The organism is Erwinia sp. 1181_3, from assembly GCF_052824965.1.
Genome location: NZ_VTDE01000001.1, coordinates 795,588 through 817,749 on the forward strand (window position 1 = coordinate 795,588; position 22,162 = coordinate 817,749).

Sequence of the window (22,162 nt, forward strand, 5' to 3'; positions counted from 1 at the left end):
CTTAATGGTGATTAAGCACGCGGGCAAGTTGATGGGCAAATGCCAGGGGATTCGCCAGGTGCGAGTTATGGCCCGCTGCGGGGATAACCGCAGGAGGAAGTGCGGCCTGCTGAGCAAGCTGCAAAAATTTTTGATCCCACTCACCGCAGAGATAGCGGAACGGAAAGGTTTTTTCTCGCAGTTCCGGCAGCAGGTCGGGCTGCTCTGAGAGTGAGGTGGCCTGTAACATCGCCGCCAGATCTTCACCGCGATTGTTGAGCCGCCGGGCGACCAGGCGCTGGCGTTGGATTGCGGTCAGTTCGGCAAAAACCGGCTGCTGATACCACTGGTCCAACGCCTCTTCCAGCGGTTGCTGGCGGAAACACTGTACCCAGCCCTGGTCATGCGCCCGGCGGCGGGTACGCTCACTGGGGCAACTGAGGCCAAAATGCCCGGCTTCCACCAGCAATCCTGCCAGACCGTTACCGGCGTGACGGCAGGCGTGATAGAGCGCCAGCCGTCCGCCGAGGGAGTAACCGATCAGCCAATAGCGATCGACCTGGTGATAGTGCAGCGTGGCGTTAAGTCGCTGGCATACATCATCAAAACCGCTCACGGTCTGCGCACGTGAACCACCGTGACCGGGCAGATCAATACTGAGCAGCGGCCAGTGACTGAAATAGCGCTGAACCGGCTGCCAGTCCGTTGCACTCCCGAGAAAACCGTGCAGCCATACCAGTACCGGACGCGTACTGTGATGGTGCCCCTGCCAGTGCGCATGTAGCATCATAAATGGACCACCTCGCTGGCGCAGCGCGCCAGGGTTTGTGCACCCTCATCACCGTCGACCACCACCTCAATCAGGGTGATGCCCGAACTGAAACCCTGTTCAACCGCCCGCTGAAGTGCCTGCCAGCTGGCTGGCTGTGCAAAATGCAAACCAAACAGTGCCGCAGCATGGCGAAAATCAACGCTGGGCGGCATAGTGAAGAAGCGTTCACGTTCAGATAAGGGCGTTGGCAGCATAGAGAAGATCTGGCCGCCCTGGTTGTTTACCACGATGACCACCACCGGCGCAGAAGCCTGCTGCAACAGCGCCAGGCTATTCAGATCGTAGAGCGCGGAGAGATCGCCCAGCAGGATCAGTAGCGGCTGGCCCGTGCCGCGCTGTACGCCCGCCGCCGTTGCCAGTAACCCGTCGATGCCGCTGGCACCGCGATTACAGTACAGCGGATAACCCGCAGGAAGCTGTGCAAAAGCATCAACCAGGCGAATGGCGAGGCTGTTGCCGATAAACAGCGCGCCGTTTTCCGGCAGCAGTGCGGGCAGACGGTGCGCCAGCTGTGCCTCGCCAAACTGCTGCAAATGCTGTTGCAGATAGTCCCGGGTACGTTCAGCCAGCGGCACCAGCTGTGGACACCAGGGATGACGAGGCGCCGCAGGATGGTGCTGCAACCAGTCAGAAATATTGGCCTGAATGCGCCGCCCGCCAGGGTTCCCCGGATGGCGCTGCCCCGGTAATGCATCGATCAGCCAGTACATCTCAGTGCCGCTGTCGTTCTGATAGTTGAGCAGGTTTTTTCCCGTCAGGCTGCTGCCGAACTGCACCACGATCTGCGCCTCACTCAAGGCCCGCTGTGCCGATGGATGCCCCAGCCACAAGGCCGCGCCAGGCAGTGGTTGCCCGGTTTGTGACACCACGTCACCGAGCAGCGGCCACCCCAGCATTTCCGCCCACTCGGCCAGCTGCTGGCCTTGCTGAGCACTGACGCGCCCGACAATCACCACCCCCCGTTTCTGGCGCCAGAAAAACCAGTCTTCTTCAATGGGGGTATGGCTGCGCTGTGGATATTTCAGCCAGGGTTCGTTGCTGTCCCACCAGTTTCCCAGTTCATCCTGCCAGGCGAGGTAATCGTTGCTGTCAGCGCCATACAGAGGTTCAGCAAACGGGCAGTTGATATGCACGCCGCCATGCTGCTGCTGTGCCAGCAAGGTATCGATGGCCGAGACCAGCCAGCGTGCGGGGATCGACGGTGAAGGCCGGGGAAGGTTGAGTACAGCGGAAACGTGGGACGCAAAGAGACCAGGCTGTTCAATGGCCTGATTCGCGCCACAGTGAATCAATTCGGGTGGGCGGTCGGCGCTGATGGCGACCAGTTTTTCGCCGGTCAGATGTGCTTCAACCAGCGCGGGATAAAGGTTGGCTACCGCCGTCCCGGAAGTGACAACGATCGCCACCGGTTGATGGGTGGTTTTGGCCAGGCCGAGCGCGAGAAAACCGAGGCCACGCTCGTCAAAATGGGTATGACACACCCATTTATCACTGGCTGCTACTGCCAGAGCCAGCGGCGCAGAACGGGACCCGGGAGCAATGCAGATATGCCGTATACCGTGGCGCGTCAGCGTTTCCAGCAGTACGGTAGCCCAGCGGCGATTAAACGTTGCGTGCGACATCTCTTGCTGCATAGCCACTCCAGATCAAAAATCCTCGCGCTATTATAATCAGCTGAATTGAGGTCCTTTTTGATTTGGGCCAGTTTTACCCCTGGTTTTCCGCCGTGAGTAACGTGCCCAGCGTCGCGGCTTTGCGTTCAATTTCCTCCCACTCCCGCTCCGGTTCGGAGCCGCTGACAATACCGGCCCCAGCGTAGAGGCGAACCTGTGCCCCCGACACCTGCGCGCAACGGAGCACCACGGCAAACTCGCTGTGTGACTGCGACAGATACCCCACCGACCCGCTGTACCAGCCGCGACTAAAGGGTTCCTGCTGACGAATAAAAGCCTGTGCAGCGGCACGCGGCACCCCGGCAACGGCCGCTGTGGGTTGAAGGCGATCCACGCATTGCGCATCGTCCGCTCGCATTAACCGCGCGCGGATCCGCCGCCGGATATGTTGCAGATGACGCAGCGGCAGTAATTCTGCGGGCATGACTTCCAGTTCAGTAACAATATCCGCCAGCCGCTGACGGATATCCTCCACCACCAGGGTGTTTTCCCACTGGTTTTTTTTATCCATCAGCAACCCTGGCTGATGCACGTCAGCCGTTCCGGCCAGGGCTTCACTCGAAAGCTGGCTGCCCTCGCGCGCATACAGCCGTTCAGGGCTGGATCCCACCAACGCCTGATGTTCCTCTGTGGCCAGCATAAAATGGTAGCTATGGGGGTTAATGCGCTGGCTGGCGGCCAGCAAGGCGGCGGCAGACAAGGGGCCAGACAGGCTGAAATCGCTGACCCGTGCCAGCACGACTTTCTCCAGTTCGCCAGCGGCTATAGCCGTCAGCGCATGGTTAACCCGTTGGACCCAGCCCGTTTTGTCCGGGGCATGATGCACGCAATGATAATGCGGCAAGGATGTAGCCGGCTGCACCGGGCGCAAGCCTGCCAGCCAGTGCAACAAACGCCGGGCTTGCTGCTGTAACGAACCGTCGCTGACCAGATTGAGCGTCAAGTGGTGCCCTGCACTGTCCTGCTGCCACAGCAGGACAGGCAGAAACAGGTCACTGGCACCAAAGATGCTGTTTGCGCCAAACATCCGCCAGCCCGGCGGCAATGCCTGCAAGCGCAGGGTAGCCTCTGCAACGGAGTGAAACCGCTCAAGCGCACCACAGGCTGCCACGATCTCTTCACCACTGCGCGACTGCCAGTAAAACTGGGGCCAGCAGGACTGGGAGGCTAGCCAGTTCAGCGCATCAGTTTCGGGGGAAAAGCGCACGCTGATTTGCCGCACGCCGGGCACCGATTCGCTCACCTGTGCGAGCCGATCGCGTAGCTGTTCTACCGCCTGAGCAAGTTGCACGCTGACCTCAATAGAAAGTAAAACACGGATGGGCAGTTATGTTAGCGGGATTAGCAAGGCAGGATATTGATCTGAAAACAGCGGAGAGAAATGAACAGACGCCCGGGAGGGCGTCTGTTGTGCTACTGCCTGTTGTTCTACTGAATTAGCGACGCGCCAGCAGCAGGCCGATGACCAGGCCCAACGTGGCACCGACACCAATCCCCTGCCAGGGTTTATCGTGGACATAATCATCAGCACGCGTAACGGCCTGACGGGCTCGCACATAGTAGGTATCAGAGGCATCGCTGATGCGGGACTTCACCTGGTTCAGTGATTTTTCCGCTTTCGCTTTCAGCTCAATGTATTTCTGATCGGCCGGATCGCCCGACGACTTCAGCACTTCTTCCAGGGTTTCAGTGAGCAGCGCCAGATCGTCATCCAGGCGAGTTTCATGTGGTTCAGTCGTTGTTGCCATTTCCATTCTCCTTGGGCGAAAAATCTTCGTCAGGTAACTATAGACAGTTTTTGCCGCTCTGCTTGATTAAAACCGCCAGGAATCGACTGAGAATGGTGTGTTCAGGGACAGTAAAACGGGTCAAAGGGTGCTTATTTTCCCGATATTTACGTTAATTCACATGCGAAACCACTGCGGTAGTTAGATTTATCTGATAAATTTTGCGTGAACTGAATCATTACCCAGGCAAGCTGTCGTAACTCCCTGTAACCGGACCTTTATCCGGCGAAGCGAATGCGTGCAAACGCACGACAGTCACTACAAACTCCGTTCACCTGAGGAAATTATTTCCGGCATGAATCGAAGAATGTTTATGAAAGCGTCAATGGCATTCGCAACCCTCAGTGGGATGTCGGGTTTATCCACGTTGTTCTCCCAGGCTGCCTGGGCGGAAGACGGGATTGCCGATGGTTCCGCAAAGCGATTTGATTTTGATGTGCTTAAAAAAATGGCCGCCGATATGGCAAAACAGGCCTATGGTGGTGCTCCGGCGCCGTTGCCTGAAACACTGGCAACGCTGACGCCGCAGGCCTATAACGAAATCCAGTACGATGCCAACCATTCGCTGTGGAACGGCATCGACAACCGTCAGCTTGACGTTCAGTTCTTCCATGTGGGGATGGGCTTTAAGCGCCGTATCCGCATGTTCTCCGTTGATGGTGCCAGTCGTGAGGCGCGTGAAATTCACTTCCGCCCTGAGTTGTTTAACTACAACAATGCTCACGTCGACACCAAACAGCTGGAAGGCAAAACCGACCTTGGCTTCGCCGGTTTCCGCGCATTTAAAAAACCCGAGCTGGCAAAACGCGACATCGTCTCGTTCCTCGGCGCCAGCTACTTCCGTGCTGTCGATGAAACCTTCCAGTACGGTCTGTCCGCGCGTGGCGTGGCCATCGACACCTTCAGTAACGGTAAAGAAGAGTTCCCGGACTTCACCGCCTTCTGGTTCGAAACCCCGAAAGCCGATGACACCACCTTTGTGGTGTATACCCTGCTGGATGGCCCGAGCTGCACCGGCGCGTTTAAATTCACCATTCACTGCGAAGATAAACGCGTAGTGATGGAAGTGGAAAACCACATTTATGCGCGCAAGGATATCCAGCAGTTGGGTATCTCGCCGATGACCACCATGTTCAGCTGCGGCAATAACGAGCGCCGCATGTGCGATACCATCCATCCGCAGATCCACGACTCCGATCGTCTGGCCATGTGGACAGGGAGCGGTGAGTGGATTTGCCGTCCGCTGAACAACCCACAGCGTCTGACGTTTAACGCCTATCAGGATGAAAACCCGCGTGGTTTTGGCATGTTACAGCTTAATCATGACTTCGACAGTTATCAGGATGTGATTGGCTGGTACAACAAGCGCCCAAGCCTGTGGGTGGAACCGGTCGGTAAGTGGGGTAAAGGTGCGATTAACCTGATGGAGATCCCGACCACGGGTGAAACGCTGGATAATATTGTCTGCTTCTGGCAGCCAGCCGATGCCATCAAAGCCGGGAGCGAGCACAGCTTCTCCTACAAGCTTTACTGGAGCGGCCTGCCACCGGTACGTAGCGGTCTGGCACGTGTTAATGCCACCCGCACCGGCATGGGCGGTTTCCCGGAAGGCTGGGCACCGGGCGAGCATTACCCGAACGTCTGGTCACGCCGTTTCGCCGTTGACTTTGTTGGCGGCGATCTGAAAGCAGCAGCACCGAAAGGCATTGAGCCGGTGATTAACGTCACCTCCGGTACGCTGAAGCAGGTTGAAATCCTCTACGTTGAACCGATTGATGGTTACCGTATTCTCTTCGACTGGTATCCAAACAGCGATTCCACCGAACCGGTAAATATGCGTCTGTTCCTGCGGACTAAAGATGAAACGTTAAGCGAAACCTGGCTGTATCAGTATGTTCCACCGCCGCCGGATAAGCGTAAATACGTGGATGACCGGATTATGACCGCGGGTTAATCGCGTTTGGACCTGGCCGGTCAAGGGCCAGGTCAACGTCTCAAGGTCCAGGGCGTTGACGTTGACGTTGACGTTGACCTTAAAATAAACGATTAACGCCAAACGCTATCGCTAACCAGACGTCCGCTGCATATCAATATGCGGAATATTATCCTCCAGATACTCCCCGCTGACTGCCACAAACCCCAGACGAGCATAGAAACGATGCAAATGCGCCTGTGCAGAAAGAAAAATAGGCTGCCCTGGCCAATGGTGTTCGCAGCTATTCATGGCCTGCTCCATTAGCCGACTCCCCAGGTTCAGCCCGCGCGCCTCTCCGGACACAATCACCCGACCAATTTTGACCGGCTGGCCCTCCCCTTCAGGCATCAGAATGCGTGCACAGGCAACCAGCTGATTGTCGAGGATACCCAGCAGATGGCGGTTTTCACCCACCAGATCCGCACCATCAATATCGAGATAAGGGCACTGCTGCTCAACAATAAACACCGCGTTGCGCAATGCCAGCAGCCGATAAAGCTGGGCGGCACTGAGTTCGCTGTGGTGCAGGTCCTGCCAGATGATGTCCATCAACTTAACTCCTCAGACTGAAGCAAAAAAAATCGGGCCACTGTGGGCCCGATTATTACCTGTCTTGCATCAAATTACATCAGTGGCTGCGCCAGTTTCACCAGCGAAATCAGCGGCTGCGGGAAGATACCCAGTATCAGCACCAGAATCGCGGAAATCAGCACCACCACACCACCGGCAGTAAATGCCCAGTTAGCAGGCGCATCACGCTGGGACAGTTCCGGTGGTGAAAGATACAGACTGACGGTCATACGCAGATAGTAGTACAGGCCAATGGCACTGCCCAGCACCACAGCTCCGGTCAGCCACCACAGGTGCGCACTGACACCGACAGCAATCACATAGAACTTACCGATAAAGCCCAGCGTCATCGGGATACCCGCCAGCGACAGCATCATCACGGTCATGACTGAGGCGAGGATCGGACGGTGCCAGAACAGGCCACGGTAAGAGTACATAGAGTCTGCATCCGGGCCACGGTACGGGCTGGACATCAGGCTGACCACACCGAAGGCGCCGAGGCTGCTGAACAGATAACCGGCCAGATAAACGCCAACGGTTTCCATCGACAGCTGATGGGTCTGTACCGCAATCAGGGCGACCAGCAGGTAACCAAGGTGAGCGATAGAAGAGTAACCCAGCAGACGCTTGATATTGCTCTGCGAGATTGCCATCAGGTTACCAAACAGCATGGATGCCACGGCGATCAGGCTGAGTACGGTACGCACACCTTCGTTATCCGCCATTGGCGCATACATAAACAGACGCATCAGCACGCCAAAAATGGCGATCTTGCTGGCGGTTGCCAGGAAGGTGGATACCGGTGCAGGTGCGCCCTGGTAAACATCCGGCGTCCAGAGATGGAACGGCACCAGTGACAGTTTAAAGCCAAAGCCGACAATCATCAGACCCAGGCCCGCTAACAACAGCGGCTGGTTGATCACACCGTCATTCAGGCTTGCACCCAGTGATGCGAAAGCAAGGTTACCGGAATCGGCATACACCAGCGCCATACCAAACAGCAGGAACGATGAGGCCGCTGCCGACAGAATGGCGTACTTGATGGCGGCTTCCAGCGAGCGTTTTTGCTGGAAGGCATAGCCCACCAGACCAAACAGCGGCAGCGAAATCAGCTCAATACCAATGAACAACGATGCCAAATGGTTCGCACTGGCCAGCACCACGCCACCGAGGGCAGCAATCAGCACCAACAGATAGAACTCTTCACGGTTGTCCGGGTACGTTGCCAGCCACGGATAGGCAAAGGTGCAGGTCGCCAGGCTGGCAAGGATCACCAGCCCGGTATACAGCATCGAATAACCATCCACCCGCATCAGCGGGGTGACATCCATGGGGCCTGCCTGACCGACAAAGTACAGTGAAAACAGCGCCAGGTTGAGACCGACAACTGCCAGCGTCGCATTGACGAAGTGATTGCGTCGCCACGCAATGGACAGCATCACAACTACCACCGTCAATCCGACGATCAGCAGCGGCAGAAGCGCGATCAATTGTTGAGGAGTTATTGTCATGGCGAATTACAGCCTTGTAGTTGAAATTGAAGCAGTAAACCACTGCTGAATATTGCTCATCGCAGCATGAGAGGTATCCAGAATCGGCTGCGGATAAACACCCAGCAACACCAGCAGGACCACCAGCACCATGATCATCAGGAACTCACGTGCAGACATCCCCCGCAGCGGCGTTTCTGACTTCGGCGCACCGTAGTAAGCGCGTTGCATCATAATCAGCGAGTACACCGACGCGAACACCAGACCAAAGGTGGCGATGACAATAATCACCGGCACAGTCTGGAAGCTGCCCGTCAGGATCATAAACTCACCGACGAAGTTACCGGTGCCCGGCATCCCCAGGTTAGCAACGGCGAAGAACAGCGACAGGCCCGGCAACCACTTGATACGTGACCACAGGCCGCCCATCTGACGCATATCGCGGGTATGCAGGCGCTCATACAGCTGGCCACACAGAATAAACAGCGCAGAAGCGGAAAGACCATGCGCGATCATCTGGATGACGGCACCCTGGAACGCCAGCTGGCTGCCCGTGTAGATAGCAATCAGCACGAAGCCCATATGGGAAATCGAGGTGTAGGCAATCAGACGTTTGATGTCGTACTGCGAGAACGCCATCCATGCGCCGTAGAAGATCCCGATAATCCCCAGCCACATGGCAATCGGTGCAAACTCGGCAGAGGCATTCGGGAACAGCGGCAGGGCAAAACGCAGCAGGCCATAGGCCGCGGTCTTCAGCAAGATCCCCGCCAGGTCAACAGAACCTGCCGTAGGGGCCTGACTGTGCGCATCCGGTAACCAGCCGTGCAGCGGTACCACCGGCATTTTCACCGCGAACGCAATGAAGAAGCCCAGCATCAGCATGTATTCCACGCCGTGCGTCATTGGGGTTTTCAGCAGCAGTTCGTAGTTAAACGTCCATACGCCCGTTGCGTTGTAGTGCACAAACACCAGCGCCAGAATGGCGATCAGCATCACCAGACCACTGGCCTGGGTGTAGATGAAGAACTTGGTGGCAGCAGAAATACGCGTCTTCCCGTCAGAGGCTTTGTGGCCCCAGAGTGCGATCAGGAAGTACATCGGCACCAGCATCATCTCCCAGAAGAAGAAGAACAGGAACATGTCCATTGCCAGGAACACGCCGATTACGCCACCGAGGATCCACAGCAGGTTCAGATGGAAGAAACCCTGCCATTTCTCGATTTCATTCCACGAACAGAGAATAGCCATCAGGCCTAACAGGCCGGTCAGTACCACCATCAGCAGCGACAGACCATCCAGGGCCAGATGGAACTCAATACCGAAGCGTGGGATCCACGGCACGGAGAACTCAGATTGCCACTGCGGCAAGCCCGCCGCCTGAGTCAGTGAGTAATCTCCCTGCAGCCACAGTTGCAGCGAGAGCACAAACGTCAGCCCCATTGCGATCAGTGCAATCCAGCGTGGCAGCTTAGGCCCGAAGCGCTCCAGCTGCCAGCATAGTAACCCACCGACAAACGGGATGAATATTAGCCAAGGTAATAACATGGCGGTTTTCCCTTTATTGCGATTTTTATTCTTTATAGGGTGTGGCTCTGCCCCACCCCACTCACAAACCTTTAAATCACCAGCAGCAGCGCCAGTACCACAACGGCACCAATGCTCATGGAGGCGAGATACCAGCGCAGATAGCCATTCTCACTGACGACCAGGCCTTTGTTAGCGCCGCGCGCCAGCAAAGCAGGAATATTCATCAGTGAATTGAGCGGATCACGCGACAGCAGCCAGGCAACGCCGAGATAAGGCTTAACAAAGACTTTGTCATACAGCCAGTCGAAGCCCCAGGCAGCAAACCACCAGGTACTGAAGAAACGGCCTACTGCGCTGTTGGCAATTGCCGTCACCAGAGTGCGTTTACCCAGCCAAAGAGCAGCTGCCAGCAGGATGCCCACAATCGCCACTACGCCAGACGCAATCTCCAGCGTCAGAACGCTACCGTGCGCCAGCTCACTGGTCTCAGGCAACACGCCTTTCAGCGGTGGAACAATCATCGCACCAATAAAGGTTGAGAGAATTAACAGCACAATCAGCGGCAGATGGTGAGTGATCCCTTTGCCGGCATGAGCGTGAATTTTTTCTTCCCCGTGGAAGGTAATGAAGATCATACGGAAGGTGTAGAGGGAGGTCATAAACGCCCCTGCCAGGCCGGCAATCATCAGATTCAGATGACCGTTAGCCAGCGCACCCGCCAGGATCTCATCCTTACTGAAGAAGCCTGCGGTGATCAGCGGCAGCGCAGACAGCGCAGCGCCCCCGACCAGGAAGCAGACATACACCAGCGGGATACTTTTACGCAGACCGCCCATCTTGAAGATGTTCTGCTCATGATGGCAGGCAAGGATCACCGAACCAGAAGAGAGGAACAGCAGCGCTTTAAAGAACGCATGAGTCATCAGATGGAAGATCGCCGCGTCCCAGGCCTGAACACCCAGCGCCAGGAACATATAACCAATCTGGCTCATGGTGGAGTAAGCCAGCACGCGTTTGATATCGGTTTGCACCAGCGCGGCAAAACCGGCCAGTACCAGCGTGACCGCACCAATAATGCCGACCAGATGCAGCACTTCCGGCGTCATCAGGAACAAGCCGTGTGTACGGGCAATCAGGTAAACACCCGCGGTAACCATCGTGGCGGCGTGGATCAGAGCAGAAACCGGCGTCGGGCCGGCCATTGCATCAGCGAGCCACGTTTGCAGCGGCAGCTGTGCAGATTTACCGACCGCCCCGCCTAACAGCATCAGGGTCGCCCACTGCAGCATGTGGTTATCCGCTGCAAAGTGCTGTGGTGCCAGCTCCATCATTTCGCGGAAGTTCAGCGTACCCAGCTCGTTGTAGAGAATAAACAACGCAAATGCCAGGAACACGTCGCCCACACGGGTGATGATAAAGGCTTTCATTGCCGCCGCGCCGTTGTTCGGGTTGGTGTAATAGAAGCCAATCAGCAGATAAGAGCAGAGACCCACCCCTTCCCAGCCGAGATACATCAGCATCAGGTTATCGGCCAGCACCAGTACGACCATGCTGGCGATAAACAGGTTGGTGTAGGCGAAGAAGCGTGAGTAGCCCTCTTCTCCCCGCATATACCAGGACGCGAACATGTGGATCAGGAAACCAACGCCAGTGACCACCGACAACATGGTCAGCGACAGGCCGTCCAGCGTCAGGTTGACATCAATTTTGAAATTACCCACCTGCATCCAGGTCCACAGCGCCTGGTTGAATACCTGCTGGCCGTTATTGAAGAAGTCGATACCTGCATATGCCGCCACCAGCGCCGCAAGGCCGACCGATCCCATCCCCACGGTAGCAGACAGATTCTCTGACCAGCGGCCACGGGAGAACGCCAGCAGTAAGAAGCCAATCAGCGGAAACAGGATAGTTAAATAGAGAAGGTTCATCCGCGCATCTCGCTCACTTTATCAATGTTGAGGGTCTGGCTACGACGATGGAGCTGCAGCAGCAGCGCCAGGCCAATGCTGGCCTCAGCCGCGGCCAGGCTGATTGCCAGGATAAACATCACCTGACCGTCGGCCTGTCCCCAGTAGCTTCCCGCCACCACAAACGCCAGTGCTGCGGCGTTAATCATGATTTCGAGACTAATCAACATAAACAGCAGATTGCGGCGGATCACCACGCCTGTCAGTCCAAGGACAAACAGGATGGCTGCCAGAATAAGTCCATGCTGTAGAGGGATCATACCCGCTCCTCCTTATTACTTTTCGCCGCATCACCCGGACGGTTGCTCAGAACCTCACCAGAACGCTGTTCGCGCCCGATGTGGAATGCCACCACCAGACCCGCCAGAAGCAGCATCGATGCCAGCTCAACGGCCAGAACATACGGACCGAAAAGACTGATACCCACTGCTTTCGCATCGATCATCTTGCCGTCGATGCCCTGGTCATTAATGCCGCTAATGGCATAAACCAGCACCACCAGCAATACCAGGGAGAGCGCAGCCGGCCCCATCCACATACTCGGTTTCAGCCACTGGCGCTCCTGCTCGACTTCCTGGCCGCCCAGATTCAGCATCATCACCACGAAGACGAACAGCACCATAATCGCACCGGCATAAACAATGATTTCCAGCGCGCCCGCAAAGTAGGCGCCGAGCGAAAAGAACACTCCTGAAACGGCCAGCAAAGAAATAATCAGGTACAGCAACGCATGTACCGGGTTGGTATGAGTGATGACGCGCAACGTCGCCAGCACCGCTACCAGACCACTAACATAAAAAGCAAATTCCATGCCTGGCTCCTTAAGGTAACAAGCCCTTGACGTCGATAGGTTTGGCTTCGTTTTCAGCGTCGCCTTTGTCTTTACCGTCGATCGCCATACCCGCCATCCGGTAGAAATTGTACTCCGGGTATTTACCCGGGCCGGAAATCAGCAAGTGTTCTTTTTCATACACCAGATCCTGACGCTTGAACTCACCCAGTTCGAAATCTGGGGTAAGCTGAATCGCAGTGGTCGGGCAAGCCTCTTCACACAGGCCACAGAAAATGCAGCGCGAGAAGTTAATACGGAAGAACTCCGGATACCAGCGGCCATCCGCCATCTCTGCTTTTTGCAGAGAAATACAGCCTACCGGGCAGGCAACAGCACACAGGTTGCAGGCAACACAGCGCTCCTGGCCATCCGGATCGCGCGTCAGCACAATACGGCCACGGTAGCGTGGTGGCAGATAAACCGGCTCTTCCGGATACATCATGGTTTCGCGTTTGGCGAAGGCATTCATGCCTATCAGCCAGATACTGCGTACGGTTGTCCCGAAACCAACGACAAGGTCTTTTAATGTCATGTTCTTAAACCCCTTACTGCGCCGTGTACAGAATGACTGCGGCAGTCGCCAGCAGATTCAACAGCGTCAACGGCAGACAGACTTTCCAGCCGAACGACATCACCTGGTCATAGCGCGGACGCGGTAACGCAGCACGAATCAGAATGAACATCATCATGAAGAATGCCGTTTTAATCGCGAACCAGAAAATCGGTGGCAACCACGGACCGTTCCAGCCGCCGAAGAACAGCGTGACGATCAGTGATGAAACGGTCACGATACCGACGTATTCACCGACAAAGAACAGGCCGAATTTCATCCCGGCATATTCAATGTGGTAACCGTCGGCCAGTTCCTGTTCCGCTTCTGGCTGGTCAAACGGATGGCGGTGACAGACCGCAACACCGGCGATGCAGAAGGTAAGGAAACCTAAGAACTGCGGGATCACGTTCCACAGATGCTGCTGACTGTTAACAATGTCGACCATGTTGAATGAGCCCGCCTGTGCGACCACGCCCATCAACGACAGACCGAGGAACACTTCATAGCTCAGGGTCTGCGCAGAGGCACGCATTGCGCCCAGCAGCGAGTATTTGTTATTACTCGACCAGCCGGCAAACAGCACCGCGTACACCGCCAGACCCGCCATCATCAGGAAGAACAGCAGACCAATGTTCAGGTCGGCGCCCATCCAGGTGGAGGTCACCGGCACAATCGCCATCGCCAGCAGCAGCGAGGTAAAAGCAATCATAGGAGCGAGGGTAAAAATCACGCGGTCGGTAAACGGCGGGATCCAGTCCTCTTTAAAGAACATTTTGATCATGTCAGCGACCAACTGCAGGGAACCGCCCCAGCCGACACGGTTAGGCCCGTATCGGTTCTGGAACAGGCCGAGCAGACGGCGCTCACCAAAGCTCATAAAGGCGCCACAACCGACCACCACAAACAGGATAATCAGCGCTTTTACGACGGCAATCAGCACGTCGATAACTTCCGGTGTCAGCCAGCTCATTGTACTGCCTCCCGCAGATTGTCGATGTTGCTACCCGCCAGGAACGGTGGAATGCCCGGTAAACCGAGTGGCAAACCCACCTGCCCTGCCTGCAACGTGCTGGAGAAGCGTACTGGCAGGCGCAGTGTTTCGCCCTGGCAAGTAAACTCAACGGCCGTGCCGACATTCACCCCAAGCTTCGCAGCATCATCCGGATTAACCATCAGGTAGGCTTCTGGCATACGCTGCTGAATAACCGGGGCGCGCTGAGTCATTTCATCGCTGCCGAACAGGTGGAAATACGGTGCCACACGCCAGGCATCGTTCACGCCAGTGAAGGCAGCAGGTACCGTGTCGAACCAGCCCAGCTGTGTGGCCCCCGCTTCGATCAGACGCACGCCTGGATCGCCATTACGCAGGCTTCCGCCCACTTCCGCCTGGAATTTATTCCATGCCTGAGGTGAGTTCCAGCCTGGTGCCCAGGCAAACGGAATTTGCGAACGTGCTGCAGACGGCTGGTTGTTCCCTTCCATAGAGAAGGCAAACATGCTGTCTTTGTCCTGCGGCTGACGCGGCTCATGCACGTCGATGTTGGCGCGCATTGCAGTACGCCCACTCGAACGGTTAGGTGAACGTGCCAGTTTCTGACCACGAATACGGAAGCTGGCATCAGGTGCAGCTTCTTTAATCCCAGCCAGCTGTGGCAACGCCGCTACGCAGGCATCGATCACATGATCGAGCTGGCTCCAGTCCACTTCGCGGCTGTTAATCGTGCTTTGCAGCGAATGCAGCCAGCGCCAGCTTTCCAGCATCTGTACTTTTTCGTCGTAGTAGGCAGGGTCATAAACCTGGAAGAAGCGCTGTGCGCGGCCTTCCTGATTCACTACCGTACCGTCGCTTTCAGCAAAGCTGGCGCTGGAGAGGATCAGACCGGCTTTTTCCGTGGTCGACGTACGCTGATGATCGAGTACGATCACGTTTGGCGTATGGGCCAGCGCAGCATCCACCTTCGCCTTTGGCAGGTGACGGTAGAGATCGTTTTCCATGATAATCACGGCATCTGCTGCACCGCTTTCCAGCTCGGACAATGCCACATCAAGGGATTTCCCACCGATCAGGCCAAGACCCACGCTGTTCGTCGCGGTTGCCAGCAGGGTAATACCTACATCAGCACCGCGATTCTTCAGTGCTTTTGCCACGTTAGCGGCCGCCTGAATCATCGCTTCGCTGCCGGAGTTAGTCCCGGAGATAATCAGCGGTTTCTTCGCCCCGGCTAATGCCTGAACGATGACGTCAATTTTGCCTGCCAGTGACTTATCAATATCCGTAACGACAGGCGCACTTTCATCCAGTTCATGCGCAACGGCAAAACCAAGACGCGCCTGATCTTCCACCGGGGCGCGATAGCTCCAGGCGGCAATGTCATCAAGACGGGTCTGGTCAACGTTGGTGACAAACAGGGGGTGCTTCGCGTTCTGCCCGATGTTCAGGATGGCGGCAATCTGCCAGTCTGCCACTTTCTGTGCGGCAGCCATTTCACGGGATTTGCCCTTCACCGCCTGACGCACTGACAGTGCAACGCGCGCTCCGGTCTGGGTCAGATCTTCACCCAGCACCAGCACCGCATCGTAGCTTTCAATTTCGCGCAGCGCCGGAGTATGAATTCCGCTGTCGCGCAATACTTTCAGCATCAGATCCAGGCGCGCCTGCTCTCCCGCCGCAATGCCGGTGGAGAAGTTTTCTGCACCGACCAGTTCACGCAGTGCAAAGTTGCTTTCTACGCTGGCTCGCGGGGAACCAATGCCGATCACTTTCTTCGCCTGGCGCAGCACATCCGCCGCGCCCTGCATTGCCTGGTCAGCATTCAGCGCGATCCAGTCATCACCGCGACGCTGCATCGGCTGGCGTGGACGGTCTTTCAGGTTCACGTAGCCATAGCCGAAACGACCACGGTCGCAGAGGAAGTAGTGGTTTACAGTACCGTTGTAGCGGTTTTCAATACGACGCAGTTCGCCATAGCGCTCACCCGGGCTGGTGTTACAACCGATGCTGCACTGCTGGCAAATGCTCGGTGCAAACTGCATATCCCACTTACGGTTATAACGCTCAGAGTGCGTTTTATCCGTGAATACGCCGGTCGGACAAATTTCAACCAGGTTACCGGAGAATTCGCTTTCCAGTACGCCGTCTTCCGGACGACCGAAGTAGACGTTATCGTGCGCGCCATAGACACCGAGGTCGGTGCCATCCGCGTAATCTTTGTAGTAACGCACGCAGCGGTAACAGGCGATGCAGCGGTTCATTTCGTGGGAAATGAACGGACCGAGATCCTGATTACGGTGGGTACGCTTCGTGAAACGATAACGACGGAAGCTGTGGCCGGTCATCACTGTCATATCTTGCAGGTGACAGTTACCGCCCTCTTCACATACCGGGCAGTCGTGCGGGTGGTTAGTCATTAACCACTCGACAACGCTTTCGCGAAACTCTTTGGCTTCGCCATCATCGATCGAAATAAAGGTGCCGTCAGACGCCGGGGTCATGCAGGACATAACCAGGCGGCCACGGGTGTCTTCGGCATTCTGAAATTGCTTCACCGCGCACTGGCGGCAGGCACCGACGCTACCGAGCGCCGGGTGCCAGCAGAAATAAGGAATATCTAAGCCGAGGGAGAGACAGGCCTGCAAGAGGTTGTCTGCGCCATCAACATCATATTCTTTACCGTCTACATGAATTGTAGCCATAGTGAACATGCTTCCGTAAGGCCCGTGCGAACACGGGCGTTAAACTTTGCTTACCAGCGCGCCTTTAACAGGTTGGGCTGGATGCCGCTAATCGCGTGCGCGTTGCTGAATACCTGGGGTGCCATACCCGCTTCAAACTCTTCGCGGAAATATTTAATGGCACTTTGCAGTGGCTCTACTGCACCAGGCGCATGCGCACAGAAGGTCTTACCCGGGCCAAGCTGGCGGCAGAGTTGCAGCAGGGTTTCAATATCCCCCGGCTGTCCCTGTTTATTTTCCAGCGCGCGCAGAATTTTCACACTCCACGGCAGGCCATCGCGGCATGGCGTACACCAGCCGCAGGATTCACGGGCAAAAAACTCTTCAAGGTTACGCACCAGCGACACCATGTTGATTTCGTGGTCGACGGCCATCGCCAGCGCCGTACCCAGACGACTACCTGCTTTACCAATACTGGCAAATTCCATCGGCAGATCGAGGTGCGACTCGGTCAGGAAGTCCGTACCTGCGCCACCTGGCTGCCAGGCTTTGAACTTCAGGCCATCGCGCATGCCACCGGCATACTCTTCGAGGATCTCGCGCGCGGTGGTGCCAAACGGCAGCTCCCATACGCCCGGGTTCTTCACACGACCGGAAAAGCCCATCATTTTGGTACCGGCATCTTCGCTGGTAGAAATCCCTTTGTACCAGTCAACGCCGTTGGCGATAATGGCCGGTACGTTAGAGAGCGTCTCTACGTTGTTAACGCAGGTCGGCTTGCCCCAGGCACCCGCAGAAGCCGGGAATGGCGGCTTGGAACGCGGATTAGCGCGACGCCCTTCCAGTGAGTTAATCAGTGCGGTCTCTTCGCCGCAGATATAACGCCCCGCGCCGGTATGCACAATCAGCTCAAAGTCAAACCCCGTGCCGAGAATGTTCTTACCCAGCAGACCCGCTTCGGTCGCTTCCGCAATGGCACGGCGCAGGTTAACGGCCGCCTCAATGTACTCACCGCGCAGGAAGATGTAGCCACGGTAGGTTTTCAGTGCAAACGCGCTGATCAGCATGCCTTCCACCAGCTGGTGTGGCATCTGCTCCATCAGCAGACGGTCTTTATAGGTGCCCGGCTCCATTTCATCCGCGTTACACAGCAGGTAACGGATGTTCATGGATTCGTCTTTTGGCATCAGGCTCCACTTCAGACCCGTGGAGAAACCTGCACCGCCACGCCCTTTCAGGCCCGAATCTTTAACCTGACTGACAATCTCTTCCGGCGACAGGGATTTCAGCGCTTTTTCAGCCCCGGCATAACCATTCTTACTGCGGTACTCTTCGAGGAATACCGGCTGTTTGTCTTCACGCATGCGCCAGGTCAGCGGATGCATTTCGGCAGTACGCACGATCTGTCTCATTGATACTGCTCCAGTAAGTTGGCGATACCTTCCGGCGTCAGATGAACGTGGGTATCTTCATCCACCATCATCACCGGCCCTTTGTCGCAGTTGCCGAGACAGCAGGTTGGCAGCAGCGTAAAGCGCCCGTCCGCCGTGGTCTGACCCGGTTTGATATTCAGGCTGCTTTCCAACGCCGACTGAATCCCCTGGAAGCCCGTAATATGACAAACCACGCTATCGCAATAACGGATCACATGGCGGCCCACCGGAGTGCGGAAGATCTGGCTGTAAAACGTTGCCACCCCCTCCACATCACTGGCCGGGATCCCCAGCACATCAGCAATGGCGTGGATTGCACCGTCCGGCACCCAGCCACGCTGTTTCTGGACAATTTTCAGCGCTTCAATGGAAGCCGCACGCGCGTCTTCATAGTGGTGCTTTTCATGCTCGATGGCGTCGCGCTCTGCCGCACTCAGCACAAAAGCCCCGGTTTCATCGATCGTTTCGATCGCAATTCTTTGATCGTGCATAATTAGCGGTCCACGTCTGACATAACAAAATCGATACTACCGAGGTATACGATCAGGTCGGATACCAGGCTGCCGTTGATCACCGAAGGGATCTGCTGCAAGTGCGGGAAGCTTGGCGTACGCACGCGGGTGCGGTAGCTCATGGTGCTGCCATCACTGGTGAGGTAGTAACTGTTGATCCCTTTTGTCGCCTCAATCATCTGGAAGGATTCGTTGGCCGGCATAATCGGGCCCCACGACACTTGCAGGAAGTGAGTGATCAGGGTTTCGATATGTTGCAGCGTGCGCTCTTTCGGCGGCGGTGTGGTCAGAGGATGGTCGGCTTTGAACGGGCCTGCTGGCATGTTCTTCAGGCACTGTTCCAGAATGCGCATACTCTGGCGCATCTCTTCCATCTTCAGCATCACACGCGTGTAAGCACAGCTCACGCCGTCTCCGATTGGCACTTCGAAATCGAAGTTTTCATAACCGGAGTACGGGCGCCATTTACGCACGTCAAAGTCCAGCCCCGTACCACGCAGACCAGCACCGGTGGTGCCCCAGGCCAGCGCTTCTTCCATGTTGTAGGCAGAAACACCTTTGGAGCGGGCAATCAGCACGGAGTTTTTCAACGCCGTCTGTTCGTAAGCTTTCAGACGTTTTGGCATCCAGTCGAGGAACTCACGCAGCAAGCGTTCCCAGCCTTTCGGCAGGTCATGCGCCACGCCGCCAATGCGGAACCAGGCCGGATGCATACGGAAACCGGTAATAGCTTCCACTACGTCATAAATTTTCTGGCGATCGGTAAAGGCAAAGAACACCGGAGACATAGCACCGACGTCCTGAATAAACGTAGAGATGTACAGCAGATGGCTGTTTATACGGAACAGCTCTGAAAGCATCACGCGAATCACTTCAACGCGTTCTGGCACCTTGATACCTGCCAGTTTTTCAACCGCCAGTACATAAGGCATTTCATTGACGCAGCCGCCGAGATACTCGATACGGTCAGTGTACGGAATGTAGCTGTGCCAGGACTGGCGTTCGCCCATTTTTTCCGCACCACGATGGTGGTAACCGATATCCGGCACACAGTCGACGATCTCTTCGCCGTCCAGTTGCAGGATGATACGGAAAGCACCGTGCGCTGATGGGTGGTTCGGACCCAGGTTGAGGAACATGAAGTCCTCATTGTTGGTCGAACGCTTCATGCCCCAGTCTTCTGGTTTGAAGGTCAGGGACTCCATCTCCAGATCCTCTTTCTGCTTGGTCAGCTCGAAAGGATCGAATTCGGTCGCACGCGCCGGATAGTCTTTACGCAACGGGTGCCCTTCCCAGGTCTGCGGCATCATGATGCGCGTCAGGTGTGGGTGGCCCTCGACATTGATACCAAACATCTCCCAGGTTTCACGCTCATACCAGTTGGCATTCGGGAAAATTTTGGTGATGGTTGGCACATTCAAATCGTTTTCAGACAACGCCACCTTGAGCATGATGTCGCGATTGCGTTCAATGGAGATGAAGTGATAGAAAACGGAAAAATCCGCCGCCGGTAATCCGGCACGGTACGTACGCAGGCGCTCATCCATGCCATGCAGGTCATACAGCATCACATAAGGTTTAGGCAACTTGCGCAGGAACTCAATAATCTCAAGCAACTGCTCACGTTTCACCCAGACTACCGGCACGCCGGTACGGGTTGCTTGCACGGTAAAGGCATCAGGCCCAAAACGATTACGCAGCTCGCCGATCACCGGGTCATCCTGGTGATCTCGGGTTTGCCATAACGGCTGAGCGAGATCTTGCGTGGTTAAATCTGTCATAAGTTGTTCACCATTCTGGCCTGTCAGACAGGCACTCAGTGTTGGCGTCAGGTGGGTCAGCGCGATGACATTGTGTTTTTATTGCGCTTTTCATGACCACATCCATAAACTGCTGTCTTAAATTTCGTCAGGGGTACGCAGATTAGTGACTGCGATACGCTCGGCGTTTTTCCTGTCGCGCTCAGATTGCATATTGGCGCGATAAACGCCCTGATCGCTGACCACCCACGACAGCGGGCGACGTTCTTTTCCGATGGACTCCTGCAGCAGCAGCAGCGCCTGCATATACGCTTCAGGGCGCGGTGGGCAGCCTGGAATATACACGTCAACTGGCAGGAATTTATCCACGCCCTGTACTACGGAATAGATGTCGTACATGCCACCGGAGTTGGCACAGGCACCCATTGAGATCACCCATTTCGGTTCCAGCATCTGGTCATACAGGCGCTGAACAACCGGAGCCATCTTGGTGAAGCAGGTTCCTGCAACCACCATAAAGTCTGCCTGGCGCGGCGAAGCACGGATAACTTCAGAACCAAAGCGCGCAACGTCATGCACCGACGTAAACGACGTGGTCATTTCGACATAGCAACAGGAAAGACCGAAGTTAAACGGCCAAAGGGAGTTCTTGCGACCCCAGTTCACCATGTCGTGCATGGCATGTTCCAGCTTGCCCATGTAGACGTTTTGATGAACGTGCTTTTCCAGGGGATCGGTCACGATCTCCTGTTTTTGCAGTGGGTAACGGTCATTCTCACCGTTCGGGTCTATGCGGGTGAGCGTATAGTCCATGTTAATGCCTCGCTGTTACTGCTTGTGACGGTTGGCGTGCGAGATGGTGGTAGGTTTGACGTCAAACTGACGACGGGCAGGAGCCCAATCCAGTGCGCCAATGCGAACCAGATAAAACAGACCAGCAAGCAGAACCAAAATGAAAATGGCGGCTTCGACAAAGCCGACCCATCCGCTTTCGCGAATAGCCGTCGACCATGCGTAGAGATAGAGGGCTTCAACGTCGAAGATGACGAAGAACATGGCAACCAGGTAGAACTTGGCAGACAGACGCAGTTTTGCGGTGCCTACAGAGGCGATACCGGATTCAAAAGGTGTATTTGTATGCCTTCCACGGGCTTTTCCGCCCAAAAACCATGCTCCGGCCAACATCAGGCAGCAGAGACCAATCGAGACGATCAGGAAAACAGCGAATGCCCAGTGATGGGCGACGACTTCTGTGGTTGTTGACATACTCTTGCTTACTCACCAAAAGTGGCGTTTTGCGTCCTGCTCTATTATTTGGCAGTTAACACACCACATCGATTCAAGGGAAGAATGAAAAACCTTATAAATTTTACCGTCTTTAGCGATTAGGCAGTAATTTTATGTGGTTTTTTACTCCTTTAACTGACCTTTTGTCAACTTTGACAAAACTATCCGCACATTATTTTACACTCACAACATTTATTTAACACATGATGCTCAAAAAATGGGCTAAATCGAGTCAGTGACATCATGTGATCAAAGTGTAGCGGTTAAAACCTTGTTTGGATCGTGTATTTAACAAGGCCTATTTTGGCAG

The 22,162-nt window shown here is 55.7% G+C and carries 18 protein-coding genes and 1 pseudogene; 1 reads left to right on the forward strand and 18 read right to left on the reverse strand.

Annotation, left to right across the window (positions count from 1 at the left end; genetic code table 11):
• Position 1: 1 nt before the first annotated feature.
• From menH to elaB, 4 genes are all read right to left on the reverse strand, one after another.
• On the reverse strand, positions 2-769 hold the full coding sequence (gene menH / locus FY046_RS03540) for a 2-succinyl-6-hydroxy-2,4-cyclohexadiene-1-carboxylate synthase (protein ID WP_166653679.1): 768 nt from the start codon (positions 767-769) through the stop codon (positions 2-4).
• Positions 766-2,433, reverse strand: coding sequence for a 2-succinyl-5-enolpyruvyl-6-hydroxy-3-cyclohexene-1-carboxylic-acid synthase (gene menD, locus FY046_RS03545; RefSeq protein WP_133842110.1), 1,668 nt, complete (start codon positions 2,431-2,433; stop codon positions 766-768). Before menD ends, menH begins: the two co-directional genes overlap by 4 nt.
• An 85-nt stretch (positions 2,434-2,518) precedes the next feature.
• On the reverse strand, positions 2,519-3,775 hold the full coding sequence (locus FY046_RS03550; protein WP_167863596.1) for an isochorismate synthase: 1,257 nt from the start codon (positions 3,773-3,775) through the stop codon (positions 2,519-2,521).
• 145 nt (positions 3,776-3,920) lie between these two features.
• A complete protein-coding gene (gene elaB / locus FY046_RS03555) occupies positions 3,921-4,232 on the reverse strand; it encodes a stress response protein ElaB (RefSeq protein WP_133841412.1) in 312 nt (103 codons plus the stop codon).
• A gap of 334 nt (positions 4,233-4,566) precedes the next feature.
• Between elaB and FY046_RS03560 the strand changes: the two genes are divergently transcribed.
• Positions 4,567-6,225 (forward strand): glucan biosynthesis protein D, encoded by a 1,659-nt coding sequence (locus FY046_RS03560; protein ID WP_133841411.1) that lies wholly within the window; start codon positions 4,567-4,569, stop codon positions 6,223-6,225.
• 111 nt (positions 6,226-6,336) lie between these two features.
• Here FY046_RS03560 and FY046_RS03565 read toward each other — a convergent pair whose 3' ends face one another.
• The 14 genes and pseudogenes from FY046_RS03565 to nuoA form a co-directional block, all read right to left on the reverse strand.
• Positions 6,337-6,795, reverse strand: coding sequence for a GNAT family N-acetyltransferase (locus FY046_RS03565; RefSeq protein ID WP_133841410.1), 459 nt, complete (start codon positions 6,793-6,795; stop codon positions 6,337-6,339).
• 74 nt (positions 6,796-6,869) lie between these two features.
• Positions 6,870-8,327 (reverse strand): NADH-quinone oxidoreductase subunit NuoN, encoded by a 1,458-nt coding sequence (gene nuoN / locus FY046_RS03570; RefSeq protein ID WP_133841409.1) that lies wholly within the window; start codon positions 8,325-8,327, stop codon positions 6,870-6,872.
• Between the two features lie 6 nt (positions 8,328-8,333).
• Positions 8,334-9,854 (reverse strand): NADH-quinone oxidoreductase subunit M, encoded by a 1,521-nt coding sequence (nuoM, locus tag FY046_RS03575; RefSeq protein WP_167863594.1) that lies wholly within the window; start codon positions 9,852-9,854, stop codon positions 8,334-8,336.
• A gap of 71 nt (positions 9,855-9,925) precedes the next feature.
• Positions 9,926-11,764 (reverse strand): NADH-quinone oxidoreductase subunit L, encoded by a 1,839-nt coding sequence (gene nuoL, locus FY046_RS03580; RefSeq protein ID WP_167863593.1) that lies wholly within the window; start codon positions 11,762-11,764, stop codon positions 9,926-9,928.
• Positions 11,761-12,063, reverse strand: a complete 303-nt coding sequence (gene nuoK, locus FY046_RS03585) for an NADH-quinone oxidoreductase subunit NuoK (RefSeq protein WP_133841406.1) — start codon at positions 12,061-12,063, stop codon at positions 11,761-11,763. The genes nuoL and nuoK overlap by 4 nt, the downstream gene beginning before the upstream one ends.
• Positions 12,060-12,614 carry an NADH-quinone oxidoreductase subunit J gene (gene nuoJ / locus FY046_RS03590; protein WP_133841405.1) on the reverse strand — a complete coding sequence of 185 codons (555 nt, stop codon included), beginning with the start codon at positions 12,612-12,614 and terminating at the stop codon, positions 12,060-12,062. The genes nuoK and nuoJ overlap by 4 nt, the downstream gene beginning before the upstream one ends.
• 10 nt (positions 12,615-12,624) lie before the next feature.
• Complete coding sequence (nuoI, locus tag FY046_RS03595; RefSeq protein WP_048915455.1) at positions 12,625-13,167, reverse strand: NADH-quinone oxidoreductase subunit NuoI; 543 nt, start codon at positions 13,165-13,167, stop codon at positions 12,625-12,627.
• 13 nt (positions 13,168-13,180) lie between these two features.
• Complete coding sequence (nuoH, locus tag FY046_RS03600) at positions 13,181-14,158, reverse strand: NADH-quinone oxidoreductase subunit NuoH (protein ID WP_133841404.1); 978 nt, start codon at positions 14,156-14,158, stop codon at positions 13,181-13,183.
• Complete coding sequence (nuoG, locus tag FY046_RS03605) at positions 14,155-16,881, reverse strand: NADH-quinone oxidoreductase subunit NuoG (RefSeq protein WP_133841403.1); 2,727 nt, start codon at positions 16,879-16,881, stop codon at positions 14,155-14,157. Before nuoG ends, nuoH begins: the two co-directional genes overlap by 4 nt.
• A 50-nt stretch (positions 16,882-16,931) precedes the next feature.
• Positions 16,932-18,272, reverse strand: coding sequence for an NADH-quinone oxidoreductase subunit NuoF (gene nuoF / locus FY046_RS03610; RefSeq protein WP_133841402.1), 1,341 nt, complete (start codon positions 18,270-18,272; stop codon positions 16,932-16,934).
• The gene (nuoE, locus tag FY046_RS03615; protein ID WP_133841401.1) at positions 18,269-18,784 is read right to left on the reverse strand and encodes an NADH-quinone oxidoreductase subunit NuoE; all 516 of its coding nucleotides are present in this window, start codon (positions 18,782-18,784) and stop codon (positions 18,269-18,271) included. Before nuoE ends, nuoF begins: the two co-directional genes overlap by 4 nt.
• Positions 18,785-18,786: 2 nt before the next feature.
• A pseudogene (gene nuoC, locus FY046_RS03620) lies at positions 18,787-20,600 on the reverse strand (NADH-quinone oxidoreductase subunit C/D).
• A gap of 103 nt (positions 20,601-20,703) precedes the next feature.
• The gene (locus FY046_RS03625) at positions 20,704-21,378 is read right to left on the reverse strand and encodes a NuoB/complex I 20 kDa subunit family protein (protein WP_133841399.1); all 675 of its coding nucleotides are present in this window, start codon (positions 21,376-21,378) and stop codon (positions 20,704-20,706) included.
• 15 nt (positions 21,379-21,393) lie between these two features.
• Positions 21,394-21,831: an NADH-quinone oxidoreductase subunit NuoA gene (gene nuoA / locus FY046_RS03630; protein ID WP_004158614.1), complete on the reverse strand. Its 438-nt coding sequence runs from the start codon at positions 21,829-21,831 to the stop codon at positions 21,394-21,396.
• Positions 21,832-22,162 lie beyond the last annotated feature (331 nt).